This window comes from Microbacterium sp. NPDC079356 (assembly GCF_049545465.1).
GTDB classification, from domain to species: domain Bacteria; phylum Actinomycetota; class Actinomycetes; order Actinomycetales; family Microbacteriaceae; genus Microbacterium; species Microbacterium gawkjiense.
Genome location: NZ_JBMWDN010000004.1, coordinates 134254 through 159321, shown reverse-complemented (window position 1 = coordinate 159321; position 25068 = coordinate 134254). Strand labels below are relative to the sequence as shown.

Genomic DNA, 25068 nt, shown 5'->3' with positions numbered 1-25068 from the left:
AAGCGCGGCTGAAGCGGATGCCGGGGCGAGGCCGGCTTGTCCCGAGGGAACGGCGAATCGCGGCATCCGTTGTCGGGGTCATGCAGAACCGCTCATGCGTCGGGGTCTAGCGTGGGAGGGTGACCCCCTCGTTCGAGGCTCCGGCCGAAGCATCCGACGTCGTCCGCGTCCTCGCCGTCGACGGTTCGTACGACTCCTCCGACGCGGCTGAGCGCTACCTGCCGCTGATCGACGCCCTCACCGACACCGAGCTCGAGACGTTCTACCGCGACATGGTCGTGGTGCGCGCCTTCGACCGGCAGGCGACCAACCTGCAGCGTCAGGGCCAGCTCGCGCTGTGGCCGCCGTCCCTCGGGCAGGAGGCCGCGCAGGTCGGCTCGGCGAGGGCGACGCGCGCGCACGACCATGTCTTCCCGTCCTACCGGGAGCACGTCGTCGTCACGACCCGCGGCGTCGACCCGATCGACATCATCCGGCTGATGCGCGGGCTCACCCACGGCGGGTGGAACCCGGCCGAGCACCAGAACACGCACATCTACACGCTCGTCCTCGGCGCGCAGACCCTGCACGCGACGGGACTCGGCATGGGGCTCGTCTTCGACGGTCGCACCGGCACCGGCGACCCCGAGAAGGACGAGGCGGTCATCGTCTACTACGGCGACGGCGCCTCGAGCCAGGGCGACGTGCACGAGGCGATGGTGTTCGCCGCGAGCTACCGGACGCCGCAGGTCTTCTTCCTGCAGAACAACCACTGGGCGATCTCGGTCCCCGTCTCCACGCAGTCGCGCGTCCCGCTCGCCCGCCGCGGCGACGGCTACGGCATCCCCGCTGTCCGCGTCGACGGCAACGACGTCCTCGCGAGCTACGCGGTCAGCAAGGTCGCTCTCGACGAGGCGCGCGCCGGCGGCGGCCCCCGCGCGATCGAGGCGCTGACCTACCGTATGGGCGCACACACGACGAGCGACGACCCGACCAAGTACCGCACGAGCGACGAGGAGCAGTCGTGGCTGCGCCGCGACCCGATCGCACGCATGCGGGCCTTCCTGCAGAACCGGGGCGCCTCGGCATCCTTCTTCGACGAGGTGGATGCCGCAGCCGCCGCCTACGCCGACGACGTGCGCGTGCGCACCAACGCCCTGGGCGATATCCCCACCGGCGTCATGTTCGACCACGTCTATGGCGACGCCCACCCGCTCGTGCAGGAGCAGCAGCGCTGGCTCGCCGAGTACGAGGCATCCTTCGAGGAGGGGAACGCGTGAGCGACATCCAGACCCTGCCGTTCGCGAAGGCGCTCAACGCCGGCCTCCGCGCGGCGATGACCGCGGACGACCACGTCCTGCTCATGGGCGAGGACATCGGGCCGCTCGGCGGCGTCTTCCGCGTGACCGAGGGCCTGCACGCCGAGTTCGGACCGCAGCGCGTGCTCGACACGCCGCTCGCGGAGTCCGGCATCGTCGGCACGGCGATCGGCCTGGCGATGGCGGGGTTCCGTCCCGTCATCGAGATCCAGTTCGACGGGTTCGTCTTCCCCGCGTTCGACCAGATCACGTCGCAGCTCGCGAAGCTCGCGAACCGTCACGAGGGGCACGCGCACTTCCCCCTCGTCATCCGCATCCCCTACGGCGGGCACATCGGCGCCGTCGAGCACCACCAGGAGAGCCCCGAGGCGTACTTCGCGCACACCCCGGGTCTGCGGGTCGTGTCGCCGTCGACGCCGAACGACGCGTACTGGATGATCCAGGACGCGATCGCCTCGCCCGACCCGGTCATCTTCCTCGAGCCGAAGGCGAAGTACTGGATGAAGGGCGAGGTGGATGTCGCGGAGCGGGCGCTCCCGCTGCACGCCTCCCGCGTCGTCCGCCGCGGCACCGACGTCACGCTCGTCGGTCACGGTGCGATGGTGACGACGCTCCTGCAGGCGGCCGCGCTCGCCGAGGGCGAGGGCACCTCGTGCGAGGTCATCGACGTGCGCTCGCTGTCGCCGATCGACTACGAGCCGATCCTCGAGTCGGTGCGCCGCACGGGGCGCATGGTCTACGCACAGGAGGCCCCCGGCAACGTCTCGGTGGGCTCCGAGGTCGCGGCGACCGTCATGGAGAAGGCGTTCTACGCGCTCGAGGCCCCCGTGCTCCGGGTGTCGGGCTTCGACGTGCCGTTCCCGCCCGCCAAGCTGGAGGGGCAGTACCTCCCCGACGCGGACCGCATCCTCGAGGCCGTCGACCGCGCCCTCGCCTACTGACCCCTCCGACGATGCCTCCCCTACCCGCGACCCCCACACATCCGCGAGACTGCACGTGTGCATCGAGACTGCGGTTTCAGCCCGCGGTCTCGGCGCGCGTCTGCAGTCTCGCGGGGATGGAGATGACATGAGCACGCAGACCTTCCACCTGCCGGACGTCGGCGAAGGCCTCACCGAGGCCGAGATCGTGCAGTGGCGCGTCGCGCCGGGCGACACGGTCGACGTGAACGACGTCCTCGTCGAGATCGAGACGGCGAAGTCGCTCGTCGAGTTGCCGTCGCCGTTCAGCGGCACGGTGGGCGACATCCTCGCCGCCGAGGGCGCGACGGTCGAGGTCGGCGCCGCGATCATCACGATCGCCGGGGGCGAGGGACAGCCGGATGCCGACATCGGCCGCTCCGAGCACGGCGAGAAGCCCGCCGAGGAGCCCGGTGGCTCGGTGCTCGTCGGCTACGGCACCGGGGGCGAGGTGAAGTCGCGCCGCCGCAAGCCGGCCGAGAAGCCGGTGACGAAGGCGGTCGGCGTCGTCGCGAAGCCGCCGATCCGCAAGCTCGCCCGCGATCTGGGGGTCGACCTGTCGGACGTGACGCCGAGCGGCGCCGCCGGCGAGGTGACCCGCGAGGACGTCGTCCGTCACGCCGAGCAGGCGTCGGTGTTCCGCAACATCGCGACGCCGGAGCTGCCCGAGGAGCGCGAGCTGTCGATCCCCGTCGCGGCACCCGCGGCATCCGTCCCCGCCCCGTCGGCGCCACCGGCGGACGCCCGCGAAGAGGCCATCACCGTCAAGGGCGTGCGCAAGGCGACCGCCAACGCGATGACCTCGAGCGCGTACACCGCGCCGCACGTGTCGGTCTGGACCGACGTCGATGCGACCCGCACGATGGAGCTCGTCAAGCGGCTGAAGGCCTCGCCGGACTTCGCCGACGTGAAGATCTCGCCGCTGCTGATCTTCTCGCGCGCGGTCATCTGGGCGCTGCGCCGCACGCCGATGATCAACGCCGCGTGGGTCGAGACCGAGAACGGCGCCGAGATCCGCGTGCGCCACTACGTGAACCTCGGCATCGCGGCGGCGACGCCGCGCGGCCTGCTCGTCCCCAACATCAAGGACGCGCAGGACCTCAACATGCGCGGCCTCGCGAGGGCGCTCGAGAAGCTCACGGTGACGGCGCGCGACGGCAAGACGACGCCGGCCGATCAGCAGGGCGGCACGTTCACGATCACGAACATCGGTGTCTTCGGGATGGATGCCGGGACCCCGATCATCAATCCGGGGGAGTCCGGCATCATCGCCATGGGCACGATCCGGCAGAAGCCGTGGGTCGTCGACGGCGAGGTGCGTCCGCGCTTCGTGACGACGGTGTCGGGATCGTTCGACCACCGCGTCATCGACGGCGACGGCATCAGCCGGTTCATCGCCGACGTCGCCTCGGTGCTCGAGGAGCCGGCGCTGCTGCTCGACTGACGAGCGACGTCCACACCGACGGACGTGCTCGTCAACCTGTCGGGCCTGGCGGGCGTGTCGCTCACCCGCGGGTGACCGGAGCCGGTCGGTCGGTCGAGCCGCCCGCCCTGCCGTGGAACCATCCGCCGAGGGCGTCCGCCGACTCGCGGGTCGTCGCATCGTCGTCGGCGGTCCGGAGGGCGTCGACCGCGCCGTCCGATCCGTCACCGGGGGCCGTCGGCTCGTAGCCCATGGACCACGCCGCGTACTTGCGTTCGGTCGTCTGCTCCTCGAGCAGCACACGGACGTCGGTGTGGCGGGGATCGCGACCGATGCGCTCGAGGAGCGCACGGACCGCGGCATCCGGTCCTTCGAGGATCTGGATGAAGTCGAGGTCGCGGTAGACCAGCATCCCCGTGATGCCGTCGCGGGAGTTGTTCACGCGGCTCTGGCTCAGGAGGTCGACGAGGTCGTCGTGATCGAAGGGCTCGGCCGCACGGCTCGCATAGACGATGAAGGTCAGCTGCTCGGTCATGCTCGAACTCCCCGGAGTGGTGGCGCGCCGGAGGATGCGGGTGCCCCCGGTCCGATGACAGTAACAGGCGGCGAAAACCGGCTCGGGGCTCTTGCGCAAGCCCGTGGTCATGCGCCAAGGAAGGGTGATGTCGAGGACACGGACTGGCGCTTCTCGCTGATGAACTGGGGTCACGACCCCCTCAAGTAGGAGCCCCGGAAGCACCTCGACGATTTGAGAACGATTATCAACACCGCCTAGACTCGTGGCATGACCTCTCGTGTGCCCGCACTGCTCGCCCTCTCCGTCGGATCGGTCCTCGTGCTCGCGGGCTGCGCCACCGCGGCGAGCCCTGCAGCGGGCGGCGACGGCGATCGGCTGAAGGTCGTCGCGTCGACGAACGTCTACGGTTCGTTGGCCCAGGCCGTCGGCGGCGACGATGTCGAGGTCACCTCGATCGTCGATTCGCTCTCGCAGGACCCGCATTCGTACGAGGCGTCGGCGCGGGACCAGCTCACCGTGTCGCAGGCCGACCTCGTCATCGAGAACGGCGGCGGCTACGACGCGTTCGTCGACGCGCTGATCGATGCGAGCGGCACCACCGCCCCCGTCATCACCGCCGTCGAGTACTCGGACGACTACCCCGGCAACGAGGGGCACTCCGACGACGCGCACGCCGAGAACGACGCGCACGCCGAGGGCGACTCCCACGCCGAGGAGGACCACGCCGAGGGCGACGACCACGCGGGCCACGACCACATCGAAGGCTTCAACGAGCACGTCTGGTACGACCCGCACACGATAGAGCACGTCGTCGAGGACATCGCCCACGAACTGGGTGACCTGGATGCCGCCAAGGCCGACACCTTCGAGGCGAACGCGAAGAAGCTCATCGACGGCATCGCCGGCCTCGAGACCTCTCTCGAGAAGATCAAGGCCGACCACGCGGGCGAGAAGATCTTCGCGACCGAGCCGGTCCCGCTGTACCTCACGGCCGCGGCCGGGCTCGAGAACGCGACCCCCGAGGCGTTCAGCGAAGCCGTCGAAGAGGGCCAGGACGTCCCGCCCGCGACCATGCTCGAGGCGACGAAGATCCTCGGCTCGGGTGAGGTCCGCACCGTCATCGTCAACGCCCAGACCGGCGGCGCGGAGACGAGCGAGGTGGAGGGCCTCGCGACGAAGGCCGACATCCCGGTGCTGAAGTTCACCGAGCTCCTGCCCGACGGGCTGACCTACCTCGAGTGGATGCAGCAGAACATCGACGAGCTGGCCGGTAGCCTGACTCGGTGACCCGCCCCGACGACATCCCCCTCCGCATCCGGGGCGCCGCGCTCCGCCGCGGCGGGCGGGAGCTCTGGAGCGGCCTCGATCTCGACGTGCAGCCGGGCGAGCTGATCGCCGTGCTCGGCCCCAGCGGCTCGGGTAAGACGACTCTGCTCCGCGCGATCCTCGGCCTCGAGGACCTGAGCGAGGGCACGGTCGAGGTGGGCGGCAAGCGCGTCCACCGCGCCGGCAACCGGGGCATCGGGTACCTGCCGCAGACCCGGCCGTTGCCGCGCGACACGGCGCTGCGCGGGCGCGACCTCGTCGCGCTCGGGGTCAACGGGCACCGCTTCGGTCCGCCGATCCCGCGCCGCAAGGACCGCGAGCGGGTCGACGAACTGATCGCCGCCGTCGGAGCGACGGAGTTCGCCGACCGGCCCGTCGGCATCCTCTCCGGCGGCGAACAGCAGCGCCTTCGGGTCGGGCAGTCCCTCGCCGACGACCCGCGGCTGCTCCTGTGCGACGAACCTCTGACGAGCCTCGACCTCGCCAACCAGCAGGCCGTCGTCGGGCTCATCGACCGGCACCGCCGCAGCGGGGCCGCGGTCCTGCTCGTCACCCACGACATCAACCCGCTGCTCGGCAAGGTCGATCGCATCCTCTACATCGCGAACGGCCGCTTCACGCTCGGGAAGCCGAAGGACGTCCTCACCTCGCCGGTGCTCACCGACCTCTACGGCGCGCCCGTCTTCGTGCTGCGCGCCGGCGACCGTCTGGTCGTGGTCGGCGCGCCCGACGCCGAGGCATCCCACCACCATCACGAGGACCACGCATGAACTGGGACGACATCGCGAACGCCATGTTCGGCGGCGTGCCGGTCTACGGCGAGATCCTCGCGCTCGTGCAGAACTCGGTGTGGGCCGGGGCGATCCTCGGCTTCGTCGGCGGCCTCATCGGGGTGTTCGTACTGCAGCGCGACATGGCGTTCGCCGTGCACGGCATCAGCGAGCTGTCGTTCGCGGGGGCGGCCGCCGCGCTGCTGATCGGAGCCGACGTCGTCACCGGGTCGATCGTCGGCTCGATGGTCGCCGCCGCCCTCATCGGGTGGCTCGGCGCCCGCGCCCGCGACCGCAACTCGATCATCGGGGTGCTCATGCCGTTCGGCCTGGGCCTCGGCATCCTCTTCCTCGCCCTCTACAACGGGCGCAGCGCCAACCGGTTCAGTCTGCTGACCGGACAGATCGTCTCGGTGCAGTCCGACCAGCTCACGTGGCTGATCGTCATCTCCGCCGTCGTGCTCGTCGCGCTGTTGCTCATCTGGCGACCGCTGCGCTTCGACTCGCTCGACCCGCAGTCGGCGGCCGCCCGCGGCGTCCCGACGGGGCTGATCTCGCTCGCCTTCATGCTGCTGCTCGGTCTCGCCGTCGCTGTCGCCGTGCACATCATCGGCGCGCTGCTCGTCCTCGCCCTGCTCGTGACGCCCGCCGCGGCCGCCGCCCGCATCGCGCACGGTCCCGTCGCCGTGCCGCTGCTGGCCGCCCTCTTCGGCGTGGTCTCGGCGGTCGGCGGCATCCTGCTCGCCGTCGCGGGCACCCTCCCCGTGAGCCCCTACATCACGACGATCTCGTTCGTCATCTACCTCGTCTGCCGCGTCGTCGGCGACCGTCGGGGGCGGGTGCAGCGGACGGATGCCGCCCACGGCGCCCAGGCCGTCGCCAGCACGCGGGCGTAGAATCCGGCCATGGCCCAGCGCAACACCTGGCAGCGCGAGCGCGTGCGTTCGGCGCTGTCCGACGCCCCCGGATTCGTGAGCGCCCAGGACCTGCACGCCGCCCTGCGCGACGAGAACACCGGCATCGGGCTCGCGACCGTCTACCGCGCCCTGGCCACCCTCGCCGCGAGCGGCGAAGCCGACCAGCTGCAGTCGCCCGACGGCGAGGCGATCTACCGCGCGTGCGCCAGCACGGGACACCACCACCACCTCATCTGCCGTGTCTGCGGCAAGGCCGTCGAGATCCAGGCCGACGAGGTCGAGACGTGGGCAAAGCGCATCGCCGCGGCGAACGGGTTCACCGACGCCGAGCACGTCGTCGACATCTTCGGCACGTGCGCGGACTGCGCCCGCACAGCGGCATCCGGGGCCCGTGCGGACTGAGGTCCGCCCCGCGGAGCCGCGTTCGACGTCGACCTCCCCCGCGGGGTCGGCCGGCCGCGGCGGGCTCTGGCTGGGGGTCGGGTTCCTCGCCGTCCTCGCGCTGATCGGGGTGGCGCTGTGGAGCCCGTCGCCCGAACTCCCGACGCGCGCACAGGACGGGCTGACGCTCGCCCTCAGCGTGCTCATCGAGTCGCTGCCGTTCGTCGGGCTCGGCGTGATCCTCTCGATCGTCGTGCAGGTGTGGGTGCCGCCGGGTGTCATCGAACGGTGGATGCCGCGCAACCCCTGGGGCCGTCGCGCCGTCCTCTCCCTGCTCGGCATGCTGATCCCGGTGTGCGAGTGCGGCAACGTGCCCTTCGCGCGCGGGCTCATGATGCGCGGCTTCTCGGTCGCCGAGACGCTGACCTTCCTGGTCGCGGCGCCGATCGTCAACCCGATCGTGATCATCACGACCCACCAGGCATTCGGGTTCGATGACGGCATCCTGGTCGCCCGCCTGCTCGGCGGCTACCTCATCGCGAACGTCATCGGGTGGCTGTACAGCCGGCATCCCGATCAGGACGCCCTCGTCACCGACCGCTTCCGCGACGCGTGCCTCGCCGAGCAGGGCGTGACGGGCGACCGGGGGCGGCGCAGCCTCGCCCAGTTCGTCGTCGAGCTGCGCGCGGTCATGCCGGCGCTCATCATCGGATCGGCGGTCGCCGGAGCCGTGCAGGTCGTCGTGCCGCGCGACGTGCTGCTGTCGATCGGATCGAACCCCGCGCTGTCGATCGCGGCGATGATCCTGCTCGCGATGATCGTGTCGATCTGCTCGAACGTCTCGCCCTCCGGCGGGGCGCCCGTCGAGCTCGGCAACGCGATCGGCATCGACGACCTGGCCGGAACGACCGCCTTCATCGAGCGCGTCGATGGCCCCGCCGTGGTGGACCTGACGACGGCGGACGAGAAGCCGTTGCCGCCGACGCCCGCCGACCTCGGCCAGACCGGGTCGGTGACCGCGCTCGCCGACGGCTCCACGCCCCGCGCCCTCACGCCCTTCGACGGCATGACGCCGCTCGCGACGACGATCACACGAGTGGATGCCGACGGTGCCGCCACTCCCGCCGCCGAGGTCGCGCCGACCGACGCGCTGCTGCAGACGTGCGTGTCGCCGAGCGGCCGGTACGCCGCCCTCGTCGTCGCGCCCGACATCGTCACCGACACGTACGACGGGTACCTGCTGCCGCTGCCCACGAAGCTCGAGACCCGGATCTACACGCTCGACGGCACGCAGGTCGTGGCGCTGCGCGGATTCGACATCTCCTGGTGTCGCAAGGCCCCGGCGCTGTGAGCGCCCTCGTCCCCGCGACGCGTGAGGCCCTGGAGGGGCTCCCGGCCGACGTCGCGCCGACGCTGCTCGGTGGTGAGCTGCGGGTGACGACGGCGGGCGGGCTCGTCGCGTTGCGGATCACCGAGGTCGAGGCGTACCACGGGCACGGCACCGGCGCGCTCGCCGACCCGGGCTCGCACGCGCGCATGGGACCGACCGCCCGCAATGCGACGATGTGGGGCGAGCCCGGCCACCTGTACGTGTACCTGAGCCACGGCATCCATTCGTGCGTCAACGTCGTGTGCGGCCCCGAGGGTGTCGCCGGCGGAATCCTGCTGCGCGCGGGCGAGGTCGTCGAGGGGCAGGATGCCGCGCACGCCCGTCGACCCGCCGCGCGCCTCGCACGCGACCTGGCCCGCGGACCGGGCAGGCTCGGCGACGCGGTGGGGCTGCGGCATCCGATCCACGACGGCATCGACGCCGTCACCGGCGCGGAGCAGGCCGGCGCGCGGGCGCGGCTCTCCGTGCGCGCGGAGCCGCTCGGCGAGATCGCGACCGGACCCCGCGTCGGGGTCGCGGGCGTCGCCGGGACGGACGCGTTCCCGTGGCGCTTCTGGATCCCGGGCGACCCGACGGTGTCGGCGTTCCGCTGGGGGCGCGGTGCGCGCGAGGCCGCCGGCGGGTGAACCGGTGACGGTTGCCGAGGAGATGACGGTTATCGAGGAGCGGATGCCGCGGCTCGGCCCTCGGGAGCCTCCATCTCCTCGCGGAGCGACGGCTAGGCGGCGCGGGTCGCGAGGATGCTGGTCGTTCCGCTGGTCCCGGTGTTCCTGACGTTCGTCGTGCTCGTCCTGGCCCTCACCGTCTGGGCCGGCGCCGTCGTCCTGCGCGAGAGCGCTCGCTGACGCGACGGCCGGCGTCGGCGTCGTCCGCGAAGCGACGCGGGAACACGCGCGGGTGCCCGGGTGTTCGGGACAGGGTGGGATGCCGCATCCCCCCGACTCCGTGAGGTGATCCCCATGACCGACGCTCCGATCGACGCCGCCGCCCGGCTGGAGGCCGCCCTCGCGTCGCTGGATCCGTCGGCGCGCGTGCAGGCCGCGATGACGGCGGGCACGCACCCGCGGTCGGAGTACATCCCGGTGCTGGTGGCGCAGTGCCGCATCGAGCCGCAGTTCCTGGTCCGCGAGATGCTGACCTGGGCGCTGACCCGTCACGACGCCGACGAGGTGCTCGACCTGCTGATCGGCGAGCTGCGCTCGCGCGGTGCGCAAGTGCGTGCGCAGGCGCTGCACACGATGTCGAAGATCGGGGGACCGCGGGTGTGGCCGGCGGTCACGACCGAGCTGCTGAAGGATGCCGACGACACGGTCGCGCGCACCGCGTGGCGGACCGCGGCGCGGCACGTGCCGGCAGCCGAGGCATCCGCTCTCGCCGATGTGCTGGCGACGCAGTTCGCGCGCGGCGAGGATGACACCCGACGGAGCCTGAGCGAGGCGTTCGCGACGATCGGCGAGCCGGCGCGGCCGCAGGTGGACTGGGCGCTGGCGACCGGTGGTCCGTACACGCGGGCGCACGCCGCGGTGACCGCCCGGCTGATGGACGACCCCGAGGTGACGTACGCCGAGGCGGTCGTCGCGGTGGCGGAGTCGGCCTGAGTCAAGGCGACACGCCCGGCCGTGCTAGACTGACTCTTCGTCTGCGCGCACTCCAGCACGCAGTTCGCATCCCACCTCCGGAAGACGGCTCTTGAGTCGTGTCCGGATGCGGGGTGCAGACAAGGGATCTTGGGTGGGGCCGTCCGGCTTCACGGTACTAAGGAGACATCACCATGGCAGCAGTGTGCCAGGTGACTGGAGCAGTTCCCGGCTTCGGTCACAACATCTCGCACTCGCACCGCCGGACGAAGCGCCGCTTCGACCCGAACGTGCAGAAGAAGACCTATTTCGTTCCTTCGCTTGGTCGCAAGATCACGCTGAACGTCTCGGCTAAGGGCATCAAGGTCATCGACGCCCGCGGCATCGAGTCGGTCGTGAAGGACCTCCTCGCGAAGGGTGTGAAGCTCTAATGGCGAAGAAGGCTCAGGACGTCCGTCCGATCATCAAGCTGCGCTCGACCGCCGGCACGGGGTACACCTACGTGACGCGCAAGAACCGCCGCAACAACCCCGACCGCATCGTGCTGAAGAAGTACGACCCGGTGATCCGCAAGCACGTCGAATTCCGAGAGGAGCGCTGATCTCATGGCCAAGAAGAGCAAGATCGCGCGCAACAAGCAGCGTGAGGTCGTCGTCGCTCGCTACGCCGAGAAGCGTGCCGAGCTGAAGAAGACCCTCGTCGACCCGAACGCGACCGACGAGGCCCGCGAGGCCGCCCGCGTCGGCCTGCAGAAGCTTCCCCGCAACGCGTCGCCCGTGCGCCTGCGCAACCGCGACGCCATCGACGGACGCCCCCGCGGCCACCTGTCGAAGTTCGGCATCTCGCGTGTCCGCTTCCGCGAGATGGCGCACCGTGGCGAGCTGCCCGGTGTCACCAAGTCGAGCTGGTAAGCGACAGCATCCGCACGAAGCCCCCGTCCTCGGACGGGGGCTTCGTCGTTTGCCGGGGGTGGATCCGCTCGCCGCGTCGCGGTCAGACGAGACTCGCGACGAGCTCTTCGACCCGTCCTCGGATGTCGTCTCGGACCTCCCGCACCACGTCGATGGGCTGGCCGGCGGGGTCGGTGAGCTGCCAGTCCTCGTAGCGCTTGCCGGGGAAGATGGGGCAGGCATCGCCGCATCCCATGGTGATCACGACATCGGCCTGGCGGACGGCATCGGTCGTGAGGATCTGAGGCACGGCGCCGGTGAGGTCGATGCCCTCCTCCGCCATGACGGCGACCGCGTTCGGGTTGATGGCGTTGCCGGGCTCGCTGCCGGCGGAGAACACGTCGACGCGGTCGCCCGCGATCGCGCGGAGGTAACCGGCGGCCATCTGCGATCGGCCCGCGTTATGGACGCAGACGAAGAGGACGGCGGGCTTGGTGGTGTCGGTCATGAGTGCTCCTGCGGTGTGGTGTCGGGTCGGATGGGGACGACGGCGCGGGCGGCGGTGCGATCGGCCGTCGGGTAGAGGACGAGAAGGAGCGCGACTCCGACGGCGGCGCCGACGAGTTGCGCCAGGATGAACGGCATCGCGGAGGCGGGGGCGATCCCGGTGAACGTGTCGGTGAAGATCCGGGCGACGGTGACGGCGGGGTTCGCGAACGAGGTCGAGCTGGTGAACCAGTAGGCAGCACCGATGTAGGCCCCGACCGACGCGGCGGTCACAGCGGCCGTGGTCGTGCGCGCGAGAGCGAACACCAGCAGCACCAGTCCCGCAGTGGCGACCACCTCCCCGACCAGCTGCCCTGCGGTCGCGCGGGGAGTGGTCGAGAGCGTCGGGGCGACGTTGAACATGACGCTCGCCAGCAGGGTGCCGGCGACACCGCCCGTGATCTGAGCGGCGACGTACGCGCCGAGGTCGGTCGACGAGAGGCCGCCGGCACGACGGCGCGACAGCACCCAGTCGGCGAGGGAGACGGCGGGGTTGAGATGGGCTCCCGACACGGGGCCGATCAGGAGGATCAGCACGGCGAGGCCGAGGGCGGTGACGAGGCTGTTCTCGAGCAATTGCAGGCCGACATCGTTCGGAGACAGTCGCTGCGCGGCGATCCCCGATCCGACGACGACCGTGACCAGCATCCCGGTCCCGAGGAACTCGGCGGCCAGGCGGCGCATCAACGGCGGTCGCACCGACGACGGCGGGCGCGGTCCGGCATCCATGATCAGACGGATGCCGGGGACCGGCCGACCTGCAGCAGCGCGGCGGGCGGGGCGCAGCATGCACCACCGAGCGAGGATCCGGCTGCGTCGAACAGTCCCGTACCCCCGCACACACCGGTGTCCGGCAGGGACAGCTCGACACGGCGGGCGGCCTCGCGGTCGCCGGCGAGCTCCGCCACGACGCTTCGCACCTGCTCGTAGCCGGTCAGGGCGAGGAACGTCGGCGCGCGCCCGTACGACTTCGCTCCCACGAGGTAGAAGTCGGGTTCGGGCTGGGCGAGGTCCGCGGCACCGGTCGCGGCGACGGACCCGCAGGAGTGTACGTTGGGGTCGATCTCGGCGGCTATCCGGACGGGTGCCTGCAGCGTCGGGTCCAGCTCCAGCCGCAGCTCGGAGAGGAATGACAGATCGGGACGGAACCCGGTCAGCACGACCACCCGATCCGCAGTGAGGGTGCGGCCGTCCTCAGCGACCAGGACGGCGCTTTCGCCCGCGCGAGTGACACGCTCGAAGCGGAACCCGGTGACGAGCGAGACGAGTCCGGCGTCGACGTACTCCTTCGCCGTCTTCCCGAGCGCCCCGCGAGCGGGCAGCTCGTCGGCGTCGCCCCCGCCGAAGGTGTTGCCGGCCGTCGCTCGTCGCAGCGCCCACGTCACGGTGGTCGACGGATCGCGCCGCGCCATGCGCGCAAGGGCGAGGACAGCGGTGACAGCGGAGTGGCCGGAACCGATCACGACGGTGTGCGTGCCGGCGAACCCGGCTCGATCTCGGAAGTCCGGGATGCGGTAGGAGAGCAGATCCGCTGCGGCAGTCTCTCCCAGCGCCGGGAGCCCGTCAGCGCCGGCGGGGTTCGGGGTGGCCCACGTGCCCGATGCGTCGATGACGGCACGAGCCTGCAGCCGATACTCCTCCCCCTCCGTGGGAGCGACGTGAACTGTGAACGGCTGATCCCCGCGTCCCGCGTCGACGAGCCGATCCCGGCCGAGACGCGACACGCCCGTGACGCGGGCACCGAGGCGGATGCGATCGCCCAGGGCCGCTGCGAGGGGGGCGAGGTAGGTCTCGATCCACTGCTCCCCGGTGGGGTACCCCGCGGTCGGTGCCTGCCATCCGGTGGCGCTCAGGAGGCGCGCTGCGGCCGCGTCGATGAGTTCGGGCCATTCGGAGAACAACCGGACATGCCCCCACTCGGCGACAGCCGCGGCAGGGGAAGCGCCGGCTTCGAGCACGATGACCGGCAGGCGCCGCTCGACCAGGTGTGCGGCCGCCGCCAGCCCCTGCGGGCCTGCGCCGATCACGACCACGGGCAGTGCGTTCTCCATCTGGACCTTCCGATACACATCGACGAACCTCGATGGATTGAGAATGCCCAACGCATCGACAGATGTCAATACGACGTGAAAGGATGGGCTCATGCCCACGCATCTCCCGCTTCTCGCACCCACGGACGGGGCGGTGTGCTGCGGCATGGTCACGGGCAGTGTGATCTCGGTCGCGGATGCGGAGCGTATCGCGCGGGTCTTCAAAGCCCTCGGGGACCCGACCCGCGTGCGACTGCTCTCGCTCATCGCCGCATCCGACGATGGAGAAGCCTGCATTTGCGACCTCACCGAACCGGTGGGTCTGTCCCAGCCGACCGTCTCGCATCACATGAAGCAGCTCGTCGACGCGGGACTGGCCACCCGCGAGCAGCGCGGCCGTTGGGCCTACTACCGCGTCGTCACCGACGCCCTCGACGCGGCATCCCAGGCTCTTCGCCCATGACCCACGCGACCATCCGTGCCATGACTGCGAACGATTGGCCACAGGTGGAGTCGATCTACCGCGAAGGCATCGCCGCGGGAAACGCCACGTTCGAGAGCGAGCCCCCGTCGTGGAGCGACTTCGATCGAGGAAAGCTCCCTGTCGGCAGGCTCGTCGCGACAGACTCCGATGGCGCCGTGCTCGGCTGGATCGCCGCGTCCCGGGTCTCGGCGCGAGAGGTCTATCGAGGCGTCGTCGAACACTCCGTGTACGTCGCGCATGACGCCCGCGGGCGCGGGGTCGGGAGAGATCTCCTCGCCGCGTTCCTGAGCGAGGCCGCACCCGCCGGCATCTGGACGGTTCAAGCCAGCATCTTCCCCGAGAACGCCGCCAGCCTCACTCTGCACGAGCGGGCGGGCTTCCGCCGCATCGGCCACCGCGAACGCGTCGCGTACATGACCTACGGCCCCTGGGCGGACACCTGGCGCGACACGATCCTCATCGAACGCCGGCTGGGCTGAACGGCCCCGAAACCCTCTTTGGCGGATTGTCGATGGCGGATGACGCAGCTTCTGACGACGAGCGATGGCTTGTCATCAATGGACGTCGATGGCGACGCACCGACCCGTCGCTGCCCGCGGAACTCGTGGCGGCGCTGACCTCCCATCTCGGGCGCGGCAGATCAGGGGTGCGCCGCGCTCAGGGTGATCCGGATGCCTTGGCAGCCGCCCGCAGACGCGTCGACCTGGCCAAGCACGGGCTCGGCGAGCGAGGTCCCTACTGGTGGGACGAGCCGGAGAGCGAGCGGCTGCACCGAGCGAGGCAGGCGCTCGCCGAGCTGAAAGGACTCGAGGACTGACGGGTCTCGACGCGTCGGCGCACCTCGCGGCATCCCTCACCGCGGTCGAGTCCGCGCCCGACGACCCGGGGCTACGCTCGAACGGTCGGAGGGAGCCCCATGCCGCTGGATCCGTTCTTCCGCGAGCGACTGCGCACGCACCGCCGCTACCTCGTGAAGAAGGCGTGGACCGAGCTGACCGCGCGGTTCCGGCGGGCGAAGCCGTCAGCGCCGGCATCCGCTTCAGCCACGAAGACGAAGCCGCTCACGCCGCGCGAGCGTCACCGTCGCGCGGCCCTCAACTGGGACCGCATGGAACTGCGGACCGCCGGCATCCCGGGTCCCGACATGGAGACGACCGAGCACACCGTGCCGGTCGACGGGTACCCCGACGTCCGCATCCGCATCTACCGCCCGGCCTCGGCCCCGACCCCGGCACCGGCGTGCCTCGTGATCGGCGGCGGTGCGTTCCGCATCGGCGGCATCGATTACCCGACGGCGGATGCCTCGTGTCGCCGCCGCGCCGACCGTTCCGGCGTCGTGCTCGTCGCGGTCGGCTACTCGCTCGCGCCCGAGCACCGCTACCCGACGCAGGTCGAGCAGGTCCACGCCGCGTGGGTGTGGCTGCACGCGCACGCCGCCGAGCTCGGCCTCGATCCGGACCGGATCGGCCTGAACGGTGCCTCAGCGGGGGGATGCCTCGCGGCATCCCTCACTCTGATGAACCGCGACCGCGGGACCCGACAAGCGACCCTGCAGATCCTCGAAGTCCCCGTCACCGACCTCACCGGCCGCTGGATCGACCTGCGCGCGACGTACGCGCTCGGGGTGTCGGCGTTCATCGCGCTGCGCGAGCTGCGCTCGGTCGCCCGCACCTACCTCGGCGACCGGTCCCGCGCGCGCGAGCAGTACGCCTCGCCGATGCGCGCGGCGTCGCATGCGGGACTGCCGCCCGCCGTCATCCTCACCGCGGAGTACGACCCGCTCCGCCGCGACGGCGCGACGTACGCGGCGAAGCTCCGCGACGCCGGGGTCGACGCCAGCGCGACGCGCTACCTCGGCGTCACGCACGACACCCCTCTCTATGTCGGCGCGCTGCCCGCCGCGCGCCGCTGGGAGGACGACGTCGTCGCCGCCCTGCGCCGCATCTGACGCGGATGCCGCGACACCGACCGCGGAGTTTCGCCCCGCATCCGGCCGTCACCCCGCCCAGGCGCCCGGATTGCGCCGAATCTCCGCGGCTGTTGCCGCCGCTCGCCCGTCGCCCGCCGCATCCGAATCCCGCGCCGTTCTCCGAATCCGATGACAGGCGACGGATGCCGACGGCACAACCGCGCGCAAAAGCAACCCCTCCCGCGGAAATCCGCGGAATCCGCCCGAATCGGCAACATCAGCCTCAAAAACCCCTTCTGACACACGACACGCCGGTCGATTACGGTCCAGATGACCGAAGATCCGCGGAATTCCGGGGTTCGTGGGTATATTCGGGACCGGTCGCAACGACCAACCGGCGGAATCCCGTCGGTCCGAGTAACTGAAGACGGCGACCCGCCGTCTGGAGGAGCACCATGGCCATCACCAAGACCGAACTCGTCGCCAGCATCGCCAGCGCCACCGGCGAGAGCCAGGCCACCGTCTCGCGCGTCGTCGACGGCCTGTTCTCGTCCGTCTCCGAGGCCGTCGCCAAGGGCGAGAAGGTCTCGATCCCGGGCTGGATCGCGTTCGAGCAGGTCGAGACCTCGGCTCGCACGGGCCGTAACCCGCAGACGGGTGCCGAGATCAACATCCCCGCCGGCAAGCGCGTCAAGGTCAGCGCCGGCTCGAAGCTGAAGGCTGCCGTCAAGTAAGACGCTGCAGACGTACGAAGGGGGATGCCGAGAGGCATCCCCCTTCGGCGTTCCCCCACCCACCTGCGCGTAGGCTTGACGGGTGAACCCGCGTGCTCTCCGCTTCGCCGGCCCGGTGATCCTCGCGGGCGCGGGTCTCGTCGCGCTCCTGCTGGGCCTGGCCTACGGTGGCGGCGCCGCGCCGCTCGTGATCGGCGACCCCGGTCCGGTCGTCCGCTGGGGTCTCCCGGTGGCGGAGCTCGTCGTCAACCTCTCGGCCGCGCTCCTCGTCGGTTCGCTCGTGCTCGCCGTGTTCGCATTCGCGTCGGGCACGAAGGAGTTCGACCTGGCATTGGATGCCGCCTCCGCCGGCGCGGCGATCCTCACCGTCTCGGCGGGCACGACGGCCTACCTCACCTTCCTCAAGGTGATCCCGGCGCGACCGAGCGCCGACGCGGCGTTCGGCGAGCAGCTCGGCAGGTTCCTCGTCGACACCGATCCGGGTCGCGCCTGGCTCATGACCACGGTGGCGGCTGCGGCGCTGACCGTCCTCGCCTTCGCCGTCCGCGGATGGCTCGCGACGCTGCTTGTCACGATCCTGGCGATCGCGGCGATGGTGCCGATGGCGACCGCCGGCCACACCGGCAGCGAGGCCAACCACAACTCGGCCGTCACCTCGCTCTCGCTCCACATCATCGCGGCGGCGGCGTGGCTCGGCGGGCTGCTGCTGATCGTGCTGCTGCGACCCGTGCTGTCGCGCGACAAGCTGGTCGTCGTCCTGCAGCGCTACTCGAGCATCGCGCTCGCCGCCTTCATCGTGGTCACCCTCTCGGGTGTCGCCCGTGCCCTCATCGGGCTCGTCAGCCCCGCGAACGTCTTCTCGCCGTACGGCGCGCTCGTCATGGTCAAGGTCGGTGCCCTGCTCGCGCTGGGTGTGCTCGGCGCGATCTACCGCCGACGGCTGATCGCCGGCATCCGCGACACCGCCGTCGCCGCACGCTTCTGGATCCTCGTCGCCGTCGAGGTGCTCTTCATGGGCATCGCCTCGGGCGCGGCGGTCGCGCTCTCGCTCACCCCACCGCCGGTCGACACGACGATCCCCACCGACGCGACGCCCGCAGAGGTGCTCACCGGCTCACCGCTGCCGCCCGAGCTCACCCCGCTGCGCTTCGTGACGATGTGGGACGTCGACCCCATCTGGGCCTTCGCCGTCGGGTTCGGCCTGTTCTTCTACCTCGCGGGGGTGCGCCGGCTCGCCCGCCGCGGCGACCGCTGGCCGATCGGCCGCACCGTCCTGTGGGTGACCGGGCTCCTGCTCCTGCTGTACGTGACGTGCGGACCGGTCAACGCGTACCAGGACTACCTCTTCAGCATGCACATGGTCGGACACATGCTGCTGTCGATGGCGATCCCGATGTGCCTCGTCTTCGGTGCGCCCGTGACCCTCGCGTCCCGCGCCATCCGCAAGCGCGACGACGGCACGCGCGGCGGCCGCGAGTGGATCCTCTGGGCCGTGCACAGCCCCTACGCGAAGATCATCACGCATCCGCTCGTGGCGGCGGCCCTGTTCATCGTGTCGCTCTGGGCGTTCTACTACACCGACATCTTCCGCTGGACGCTGTACGACCACCTCGGTCACGAGTGGATGGTGCTGCACTTCCTCACGGTCGGCTACCTCTTCGTCCTCTCGCTCGTCGGCATCGACCCCGTGCCCTACCGGCTGCCGCACGCCGGCCGCCTTTTGACCCTCATCGGCGTCATGGCGATGCACGCGTTCTTCGGCATCGCGATCATGATGTCGTCGGGACTGTTCGTCGCCGAATGGTTCGGCTCGATGGGGCGGACGTGGGGCCTCGACCCGCTCGCCGACCAGTACATGGGCGGCGGCATCGCGTGGTCGATCGGCGAGATCCCGACGCTCATCCTCGCGATCGTCGTCGCCGTGCAGTGGAGCCGGTCGGACGAGCGGCGGCAGCGACGCGACGACCGGCAGGCCGATCGCAGCGGCGATGCGGAGCTCGAGGCGTACAACGCCCGGCTCGCCGCGATCGCCGAACGGGATGCCCGGCGCGAAGCCGCGCGCTGAGCCCGGTCAGTCCGCGGCCGACACCGCGATCGACGCGGTGCCGTCGGGGAGGATCGTGATCTTGCCCGTCAGGAAGAACGGGACGAGTTCGGTCACGTCGTAGATCGAGCCGTCGAAGATCGACTGGATCTGCACGTCGATCTTGGCGACCGCCTGCGTCCGGGTGATCGCCCACCCGGCGCCGTCGGGCTCGAGGGTGACGACCGGGTTCTCCTCGATCGACCACGTGGGCGGCTCGACGATGCGGTTGCGCACGTAGTACCCGAAGGGGCATCCCGTCGGCTGCAGTACCTTCTGCGTCGCGCACTCCGCGAGGAACGCGTCGACCTCGCGCTGGACCACGCCGACGAACTCGTCGGTCGGCTCCGCCTGGAACGAGACCGGGATCTCGGCGAGCGGGGTGTCCGACAGCACGGCGACCCCGGGGCTCGTCGTCGCCGCGGTGTCGACGGTGATCGAGTAGAGCCCCGGCGAGAAGGCGAGCATCGGGATCGGCTCGAGCGGGTCGGCCTCCTCGGCCTCGGGCGAGACCTGACGCTTGTCGATCTCGAAGCCGTTCACCTCGAACTGCATGGACCCGCGGACCCCGAGCTCGATCACCGCGAGAGGGCTCTGCGCGAACCGCCAGCGGGGGAGGATGCCGCCCTCGTCGTCGTCGCGCTCGACCTCGAGCGTCGTCTCGCCGGCGTGACCGCCCACGCGGTAGGTGACGGTGACGGCCGTCGTGCCGTCGGCATCCGTCTCCTCCGACACCGGCTCGACGTCGGACAGCGGCGTGAGGGTGCTGCCGCGCAGCAGCGCCGCGCTGGCATCGGCCGGCAGGCCCGCGGCGGCGAGGTCCTTCGACGTGGCCGAGACGCCGGGCACGAGCAGGGCGTCGGTCGCGCGCCCGTCGGCGAGCAGGTGCAGGTAGTCGAGCACGAACGCGGTCGGGCTGTAGAGCTGGCGGTACAGGACGGCTGACGTCGCGCCGACGGCACCGAGGAAGAGGATGCCGACCACCCCCAGCACCGTCAGGTCGAACGCGAGCTTGCGGCGCCGACGGGGTCCGGCGACGGTGGCCGTGCGGGTGCGGGCCGCGGGGGCGTCGGGCGCGGCGGCATCCGTCACCGCCTCTTCCCCCTCGCGTTCCACACGCTCAGTCTAGGAAAGCCCGGCAAATAGCTAGCATTGTTCCGGTGAGCACGCCGCCCCTGTCTCCTGAACAGGACGCGCTTTTCCGTCTCATCGAGGACACCCGCGAACACGTGTTCGTCACGGGTCGTGCCGGCACCGGCAAGTCGACGCTGCTGCAGCACCTCGCGTGGAACACGAACAAGCAGATCGCCGTCTGCGCACCCACCGGCGTCGCCGCGCTCAACGTCGACGGTCAGACGATCCACTCGCTGTTCAAACTGCCGATCGGGCTCATCGCCGACAGCGAGATCGAGCAGACCGACGCGACGCGCAAGATCCTCAACGCCATCGACACGCTCATCATCGACGAGGTGTCGATGGTCAACGCCGACGTCATGGACGCGATCGACCGGTCGCTGCGCCAGGCCCGCCGCCGACGCGCCGAGGCGTTCGGCGGGGTGCAGGTGGTCATGTTCGGCGACCCGTACCAGCTCTCCCCGGTGCCGCCGCGCGGCGACGAGCTGCGCTACATCCAGGACCACTACCGCTCTTTCTGGTTCTTCGACGCGCAGGTGTGGGCAGGGCCCCGAGCGGATGCCGGGGCGATCCGCTCGGACGGGCTGCTCGACCTCGGCCGGGTCGGCGCTCCGCTGCACATCGCCGAGCTGCGCGACATCCACCGCCAGTCCGACGACGCGTTCAAGGCGATGCTCAACGCCGTGCGCCACGGGATCGTGACGGCCGACATCGCGGGAGCCCTCAACGCGGCGGGAGCCCGCAAGCCCCCCGAGCCCGCCGCCGGCGAGGTGCCGATCATCACCCTCGCGACCCGCAACGACATCGTCTCGCGCATCAACCAGCGCCACCTCGACGCGCTGCCCGGTCCTGCCCAGACCGCCCGTGCCGAGATCAGCGGCGACTTCGGGCGCGGCGACGCCTACCCCGCCGACCAGGAGCTGCAGCTGAAGGTCGGGGCGCAGGTGATGTTCCTGCGCAACGACATCGGCGGGTTCGGCGGCGACGGTCCGCGCTGGGTCAACGGGTCGATCGGCACCGTCACGCGGATCGCGGGCGGCACCGTCCGCGTCGAGCTCGACGGCGAGGAGCACGACGTCGAACCGACGGTGTGGGAGAAGTTCCGCTATGCCTACGACCCCGGCACCCGCAAGCTCACCCGCGAGATCGTCGCCGAGTACACGCAGTTCCCGCTGCGTCTCGCGTGGGCGGTCACGATCCACAAGTCGCAGGGCAAGACGTACGACCGCGCGATCGTCGACCTCGGCAACGGGGCGTTCGCGCCGGGGCAGACCTACGTCGCGCTCTCGCGGCTGACCTCGCTCGAGGGGCTCTACCTGTCGCGGCCGCTGCGCCCCGCCGACATCCTCGTCGACCGCGACGTGCGGCGCTTCATGGCCGGGGTGCGGGCGGCGCAGAACGCGGGGTGAGGCGCGGCATCCGCTCGTCGGGTCAGGCGGCCGAGGTGCGTTTCGCGGCCGCGAGGTCGGCGAACAGCTCGGTGTTGAAGCGGTAGGCGAGCAGCACCTCGTCGATCACGCGCTCGCGCTCGGCGGCATCCCACGGCACCGCGTCGAGCTGCTCGCGGTAGACGTCCTTGAACGCGGCGGGATCGGCGATGTCGTCGAAGACGTAGAAGCCGATGCCGTTGGTCTCGAAGCCGAAGCGGCGCGACATGACCCGCGCGATGAACTGACCGCCCGACAGGTCGCCGAGGTAGCGCGTGTAGTGATGGGCGACGAAGCCGCCCGGCCAGGTCGCACCGACCTCGGCGATGCGTGCGACGTAGCGGGCGGTCGTCGGCAGCGGCGCGATGCGCTCGCGCCAATCGGTGCCGATGAGGAACTCCAGATCGGCCTCGAGGGCGGGCAGGCGGGTCAGCTTGTCGCTGAGGAACCGGGATGCCACGGGGTCGCCGCTCATGCGGGCGGCCGCTGTCTCGAGCGCCTCGTAGATGAACCAGTGCTGCGCCACGAGGGCGACGTAGTCCTCGCGGGAACCCTCGCCGCGCATGAGGTCCGACGTGAAGTCGGCGCCCTCGCTCGACGAGTGGGCGCCGGCGGAGCGGGCGCGGACGGCGGCGGAGAAGGGGACGGGCTCGGACATGGCCCCGAGCGTACAGTAAGGCTCAGCTAACCTGAAGGTCGGATATCTACGAATGCGGGCGGGGCTCCACGCCGAGCCGGGCGCAGGCCGCGTCGTAGAGCGCGACGATCTCGCGCCGGACCTCGGCGCGCTCGGTGATCGCGCCGCCGGGCCAGGGGATGCGGATAACGTCCTCGGCCCCGTCCGCGGTGATCACGTGCCACTCGCCCGCGTCGCCGTCGAAGGTCGTCATCGTCGCCGCGATGACGTCGGGGAGTGGCGAGAACGCGCGCGCGATGAGCACGTTGTCGTCGGTGTGGTCGGCGTTCATGTGGTGGAGCACGGCGCGCTGCACGGAGTCGTCGAAGACGGCGGTCATGCGCACAGCCTAGGAGGGTGCGGTCGGGCGAACGGGAGGCGGCCGACGGGTGTGCTGTAATCATGGGACAGGAAAAACGGGGGTGATCTGCGCGTGGCAGGACGAGTGTCGAGGCGAGTGGTCGCAGCGGTGACGGCGCTCGGTCTCGCGATCGGTCTCGGAGCGTGCTCACCCGGACCCGCGCGGATCGACATCGGCGTCGACCAGGTCGACGGGGCGCTCCCGTCGGATCTGACCGACCAGATGCAGACCTTGACCGAGACGGCGATGACCGCCGTCGGCGCGAGCGGGGCCATCGTCTCGGTGTCGGTGCCCTGGTCGGGCCAGTGGGTCGCCGGTGTCGGCACCTCGGGTGAGGGCGGCCCGAAGGTCGACCCCGCGATGACCTTCAAAGCCGTGAACGTCACCCGCGCGATGACCTGCGACGTCCTGTACGCCCTCGTCGAGAAGGGCACCGTCGCCCTCGACGACAGCATCGCGGAGTACGTCGATTCGTACCCAGGCGAGAGCAACATCACCCTCGGCGAGCTCTGCGACAGCACGAGCGGACTGCACGGATACCTCGGCGCGATCTTCGAACGGGTCCTCGCGACGCCCGAGCGCACCTGGAACCCGCGCGAGCTCGTCGCCTACGGCCTCGGCCAGCCGCGCGCCTTCGAGCCCGGCGCGCGCTTCGCGGAGTCCGACACCGGGTACGTGCTGCTCGGCATCGTGCTCGAGCGTGCCGCGAACACGCCGCTGAACGAGCTCTTCGACGAGTACGTCTTCCAGCCGCTCGGGATGACCTCCAGCTCCCTCCCCGCCGGGGTCGGCGGGGGCGACCGGCTGAAGGGCTCGTACCTCGCGTCCGGTGAGGACGGCAAGGCCGACTGCAGCGCCCCGACGGACATGACGGACCTCACCTCGAGCGTCGGCGCAGCGGCGGCCGGCGCCGTGTCGAGCGTCGCAGACCTCTCGACCTACGTCCGCGCCCTCGCCGTCGGCGCCCGCCCCTACGACGTCGAGCAGCGCCTCGCCGACGCCCGTCCCGTCGCCGACTCGCAGCCCACCTGGTTCACGGCCAAGGGCGGCACGTATCAGGGCGACAGCCTCGTCGGGCAGTACGGCTCCCTCCCGGGCTACATGGTCGCGGCCTTCGCCGACCGCGAGACCGGGATGTCGGTCGTCGTCGTGCTCAACGACTCGCGCGCGTCGTCGAACGTCGCGCGCCTGCTCGCCTGGCAGCTCGCCGCCCTCGCGTCGAAGGCTCCTGCCGCCGACGGTCGCACGGCTCCCGAGCTGGGCCTGCCGTGGACGGTCGAGAGCCTCGGCGAGGAGCTCGCCGGCTACGCCATCTGCGGCGAGTGACCGCACGCACCGCCCCGACGACCGCGGTCGTCCTGGTGGTCGTCGGCCTCTGCTGCCAGGAGGTCGGTGCCTCGCTCGCCGTCCTGCTGTTCCCGCAGGTCGGCCCGCTCGGGATGGTGATGCTGCGCCTCGTGTTCTCGGCGGTCATCCTGTGGCTCATCGCCCGTCCGTCGCTGCGCGGGCACAGCCGCGCCGCGTGGACCGCCGTCGTGCAGCTCGGCGTCGCGCTCGCCGTCATGAACGGCTTCTTCTACCTCGCGCTCGAACGGCTCGCGCTCGGCGTGACGGTCACGATCGAGATCCTCGGACCGCTGGCGCTCTCGATCATCGCGAGCCGGCGCGCGTCGGCGTGGCTGTGGGCAGGGCTGGCGCTCGTCGGCGTCGTCGCACTCGGCGGCGGCGGCTTCGACCGGCTCGATCCGCTCGGGGTCGTCTTCGCCCTGGGCGCCGCCGTCAGCTGGGCGTTCTACATCCTCGCCTCGGCGAAGGTGGGCGCCGCCATCCCCAAGCTCGACGGCCTGGCGCTCGCGATGGCGGTCGGTGCCGTCCTGTCGCTGCCCTTCGGGATCGTGGATGCCGGTGCGTCACTGCTGCGCCTCGACCTCGTCGCGCTCGGCGTCGCCGTCGCGGTGCTGTCGTCGACCATCCCGTACGCGCTCGAACTCATCGCGCTGCGCCGACTGCCCGCGGCGGCGTTCTCGATCCTCATGGCCTTGGCCCCCGCGACGGCGTCGTTCGCCGGGTTCCTGCTGCTCGGCCAGCACCTGAGCCTGCTCGAGGTCGCGGGCATCGCGCTCGTTATCGTCGCGTCGATCGGCGCCGTCCGTGCCGCCGGCCGCCGCGCACGCGACGTCGCGGAGCCCGTCGGCTGACGCGCCGGGGATTCGCGCGCCGGGCGCGGCGTGCGCCG

Annotated in this window: 29 protein-coding genes; 22 read left to right on the top strand and 7 right to left on the bottom strand. The window is 71.0% G+C overall.

Translation table 11 applies throughout. From position 1 onward, the window contains the following. Nucleotides 1-119: 119 nt before the first annotated feature. The 3 genes from ACPEH0_RS11250 to ACPEH0_RS11240 all read left to right on the top strand — a co-directional run bounded on the left by ACPEH0_RS11250 (nucleotide 120) and on the right by ACPEH0_RS11240 (nucleotide 3701). Nucleotides 120-1259 carry a thiamine pyrophosphate-dependent dehydrogenase E1 component subunit alpha gene (locus tag ACPEH0_RS11250; protein ID WP_366214574.1) on the top strand — a complete coding sequence of 380 codons (1140 nt, stop codon included), beginning with the start codon at nucleotides 120-122 and terminating at the stop codon, nucleotides 1257-1259. Beyond that, the gene (locus tag ACPEH0_RS11245; RefSeq protein ID WP_311286403.1) at nucleotides 1256-2239 is read left to right on the top strand and encodes an alpha-ketoacid dehydrogenase subunit beta; all 984 of its coding nucleotides are present in this window, start codon (nucleotides 1256-1258) and stop codon (nucleotides 2237-2239) included. The genes ACPEH0_RS11250 and ACPEH0_RS11245 overlap by 4 nt, the downstream gene beginning before the upstream one ends. A 127-nt stretch (nucleotides 2240-2366) precedes the next feature. Beyond that, nucleotides 2367-3701 carry a dihydrolipoamide acetyltransferase family protein gene (locus ACPEH0_RS11240; RefSeq protein ID WP_366214573.1) on the top strand — a complete coding sequence of 445 codons (1335 nt, stop codon included), beginning with the start codon at nucleotides 2367-2369 and terminating at the stop codon, nucleotides 3699-3701. Nucleotides 3702-3762: 61 nt separating this feature from the next. Here ACPEH0_RS11240 and ACPEH0_RS11235 read toward each other — a convergent pair whose 3' ends face one another. Then, the gene (locus ACPEH0_RS11235; protein WP_366214572.1) at nucleotides 3763-4215 is read right to left on the bottom strand and encodes a BLUF domain-containing protein; all 453 of its coding nucleotides are present in this window, start codon (nucleotides 4213-4215) and stop codon (nucleotides 3763-3765) included. 249 nt (nucleotides 4216-4464) lie between these two features. On the opposite strand from ACPEH0_RS11235, the gene ACPEH0_RS11230 reads away from it, so the two are divergent. The 10 genes from ACPEH0_RS11230 (at nucleotide 4465) to rpsN (ending at nucleotide 11469) form a co-directional block, all read left to right on the top strand. Next, the gene (locus ACPEH0_RS11230) at nucleotides 4465-5484 is read left to right on the top strand and encodes a metal ABC transporter solute-binding protein, Zn/Mn family (RefSeq protein ID WP_366214571.1); all 1020 of its coding nucleotides are present in this window, start codon (nucleotides 4465-4467) and stop codon (nucleotides 5482-5484) included. Continuing rightward, on the top strand, nucleotides 5481-6293 hold the full coding sequence (locus ACPEH0_RS11225) for a metal ABC transporter ATP-binding protein (protein WP_366214570.1): 813 nt from the start codon (nucleotides 5481-5483) through the stop codon (nucleotides 6291-6293). The genes ACPEH0_RS11230 and ACPEH0_RS11225 overlap by 4 nt, the downstream gene beginning before the upstream one ends. Further along, nucleotides 6290-7189, top strand: coding sequence for a metal ABC transporter permease (locus ACPEH0_RS11220; RefSeq protein ID WP_366214569.1), 900 nt, complete (start codon nucleotides 6290-6292; stop codon nucleotides 7187-7189). The genes ACPEH0_RS11225 and ACPEH0_RS11220 overlap by 4 nt, the downstream gene beginning before the upstream one ends. A 9-nt stretch (nucleotides 7190-7198) precedes the next feature. Continuing rightward, on the top strand, nucleotides 7199-7612 hold the full coding sequence (locus ACPEH0_RS11215; protein WP_064002682.1) for a Fur family transcriptional regulator: 414 nt from the start codon (nucleotides 7199-7201) through the stop codon (nucleotides 7610-7612). Next, on the top strand, nucleotides 7602-8942 hold the full coding sequence (locus ACPEH0_RS11210; RefSeq protein ID WP_366214568.1) for a permease: 1341 nt from the start codon (nucleotides 7602-7604) through the stop codon (nucleotides 8940-8942). The genes ACPEH0_RS11215 and ACPEH0_RS11210 overlap by 11 nt, the downstream gene beginning before the upstream one ends. Beyond that, nucleotides 8939-9607 carry a DNA-3-methyladenine glycosylase gene (locus tag ACPEH0_RS11205; protein WP_366214567.1) on the top strand — a complete coding sequence of 223 codons (669 nt, stop codon included), beginning with the start codon at nucleotides 8939-8941 and terminating at the stop codon, nucleotides 9605-9607. Before ACPEH0_RS11210 ends, ACPEH0_RS11205 begins: the two co-directional genes overlap by 4 nt. A gap of 333 nt (nucleotides 9608-9940) precedes the next feature. Continuing rightward, entirely contained in the window at nucleotides 9941-10579 is a 639-nt protein-coding gene (locus ACPEH0_RS11200) for a HEAT repeat domain-containing protein (protein ID WP_064002677.1), read from the top strand. Between the two features lie 173 nt (nucleotides 10580-10752). Further along, nucleotides 10753-10989: a 50S ribosomal protein L28 gene (gene rpmB, locus ACPEH0_RS11195; protein ID WP_018187658.1), complete on the top strand. Its 237-nt coding sequence runs from the start codon at nucleotides 10753-10755 to the stop codon at nucleotides 10987-10989. Beyond that, a complete protein-coding gene (rpmG, locus tag ACPEH0_RS11190; protein ID WP_005051772.1) occupies nucleotides 10989-11159 on the top strand; it encodes a 50S ribosomal protein L33 in 171 nt (56 codons plus the stop codon). Before rpmB ends, rpmG begins: the two co-directional genes overlap by 1 nt. 4 nt (nucleotides 11160-11163) lie before the next feature. After that, on the top strand, nucleotides 11164-11469 hold the full coding sequence (gene rpsN / locus ACPEH0_RS11185; protein ID WP_064002676.1) for a 30S ribosomal protein S14: 306 nt from the start codon (nucleotides 11164-11166) through the stop codon (nucleotides 11467-11469). Between the two features lie 82 nt (nucleotides 11470-11551). Here the strand turns inward: rpsN and ACPEH0_RS11180 are convergent, their stop codons facing one another. From ACPEH0_RS11180 to ACPEH0_RS11170, 3 genes are read right to left on the bottom strand one after another with little or no spacing between them, the layout of a single operon-like run. Beyond that, complete coding sequence (locus ACPEH0_RS11180) at nucleotides 11552-11956, bottom strand: arsenate reductase ArsC (protein WP_217528686.1); 405 nt, start codon at nucleotides 11954-11956, stop codon at nucleotides 11552-11554. After that, nucleotides 11953-12678, bottom strand: coding sequence for an MIP/aquaporin family protein (locus ACPEH0_RS11175; protein WP_366214626.1), 726 nt, complete (start codon nucleotides 12676-12678; stop codon nucleotides 11953-11955). Before ACPEH0_RS11175 ends, ACPEH0_RS11180 begins: the two co-directional genes overlap by 4 nt. A 47-nt stretch (nucleotides 12679-12725) precedes the next feature. Beyond that, a complete protein-coding gene (locus ACPEH0_RS11170; protein WP_366214566.1) occupies nucleotides 12726-14045 on the bottom strand; it encodes an NAD(P)-binding domain-containing protein in 1320 nt (439 codons plus the stop codon). Between the two features lie 91 nt (nucleotides 14046-14136). Between ACPEH0_RS11170 and ACPEH0_RS11165 the strand changes: the two genes are divergently transcribed. From ACPEH0_RS11165 to ACPEH0_RS11140, 6 genes are all read left to right on the top strand, one after another. Then, nucleotides 14137-14487 (top strand): ArsR/SmtB family transcription factor, encoded by a 351-nt coding sequence (locus ACPEH0_RS11165; protein ID WP_423719463.1) that lies wholly within the window; start codon nucleotides 14137-14139, stop codon nucleotides 14485-14487. Further along, the gene (locus tag ACPEH0_RS11160; RefSeq protein ID WP_366214565.1) at nucleotides 14484-14987 is read left to right on the top strand and encodes a GNAT family N-acetyltransferase; all 504 of its coding nucleotides are present in this window, start codon (nucleotides 14484-14486) and stop codon (nucleotides 14985-14987) included. The genes ACPEH0_RS11165 and ACPEH0_RS11160 overlap by 4 nt, the downstream gene beginning before the upstream one ends. A 32-nt stretch (nucleotides 14988-15019) precedes the next feature. Further along, the gene (locus tag ACPEH0_RS11155) at nucleotides 15020-15325 is read left to right on the top strand and encodes a biopolymer transporter Tol (protein ID WP_366214564.1); all 306 of its coding nucleotides are present in this window, start codon (nucleotides 15020-15022) and stop codon (nucleotides 15323-15325) included. Between the two features lie 99 nt (nucleotides 15326-15424). Beyond that, nucleotides 15425-16456: an alpha/beta hydrolase gene (locus ACPEH0_RS11150; protein ID WP_366214563.1), complete on the top strand. Its 1032-nt coding sequence runs from the start codon at nucleotides 15425-15427 to the stop codon at nucleotides 16454-16456. Nucleotides 16457-16872: 416 nt separating this feature from the next. After that, complete coding sequence (locus ACPEH0_RS11145) at nucleotides 16873-17151, top strand: HU family DNA-binding protein (RefSeq protein WP_064002669.1); 279 nt, start codon at nucleotides 16873-16875, stop codon at nucleotides 17149-17151. 82 nt (nucleotides 17152-17233) lie between these two features. Then, entirely contained in the window at nucleotides 17234-19216 is a 1983-nt protein-coding gene (locus ACPEH0_RS11140; protein ID WP_366214562.1) for a cytochrome c oxidase assembly protein, read from the top strand. Nucleotides 19217-19222: 6 nt separating this feature from the next. On the opposite strand, the gene ACPEH0_RS11135 is transcribed toward ACPEH0_RS11140, so the two are convergent. Next, the gene (locus tag ACPEH0_RS11135) at nucleotides 19223-20350 is read right to left on the bottom strand and encodes a hypothetical protein (protein ID WP_366214561.1); all 1128 of its coding nucleotides are present in this window, start codon (nucleotides 20348-20350) and stop codon (nucleotides 19223-19225) included. Between the two features lie 44 nt (nucleotides 20351-20394). Between ACPEH0_RS11135 and ACPEH0_RS11130 the strand changes: the two genes are divergently transcribed. Beyond that, nucleotides 20395-21777, top strand: a complete 1383-nt coding sequence (locus tag ACPEH0_RS11130) for an ATP-dependent DNA helicase (RefSeq protein WP_366214560.1) — start codon at nucleotides 20395-20397, stop codon at nucleotides 21775-21777. 22 nt (nucleotides 21778-21799) lie between these two features. Here ACPEH0_RS11130 and ACPEH0_RS11125 read toward each other — a convergent pair whose 3' ends face one another. Then, the gene (locus ACPEH0_RS11125; protein ID WP_366214559.1) at nucleotides 21800-22453 is read right to left on the bottom strand and encodes a heme oxygenase (biliverdin-producing); all 654 of its coding nucleotides are present in this window, start codon (nucleotides 22451-22453) and stop codon (nucleotides 21800-21802) included. A 46-nt stretch (nucleotides 22454-22499) separates the two neighbouring features. Then, nucleotides 22500-22811, bottom strand: a complete 312-nt coding sequence (locus ACPEH0_RS11120) for a DUF2470 domain-containing protein (protein WP_253035960.1) — start codon at nucleotides 22809-22811, stop codon at nucleotides 22500-22502. Between the two features lie 93 nt (nucleotides 22812-22904). Between ACPEH0_RS11120 and ACPEH0_RS11115 the strand changes: the two genes are divergently transcribed. After that, complete coding sequence (locus ACPEH0_RS11115; protein WP_366214558.1) at nucleotides 22905-24158, top strand: serine hydrolase domain-containing protein; 1254 nt, start codon at nucleotides 22905-22907, stop codon at nucleotides 24156-24158. Then, nucleotides 24155-25030, top strand: a complete 876-nt coding sequence (locus tag ACPEH0_RS11110; RefSeq protein ID WP_366214557.1) for an EamA family transporter — start codon at nucleotides 24155-24157, stop codon at nucleotides 25028-25030. The genes ACPEH0_RS11115 and ACPEH0_RS11110 overlap by 4 nt, the downstream gene beginning before the upstream one ends. The last annotated feature ends 38 nt before the right edge of the window (nucleotides 25031-25068 follow it).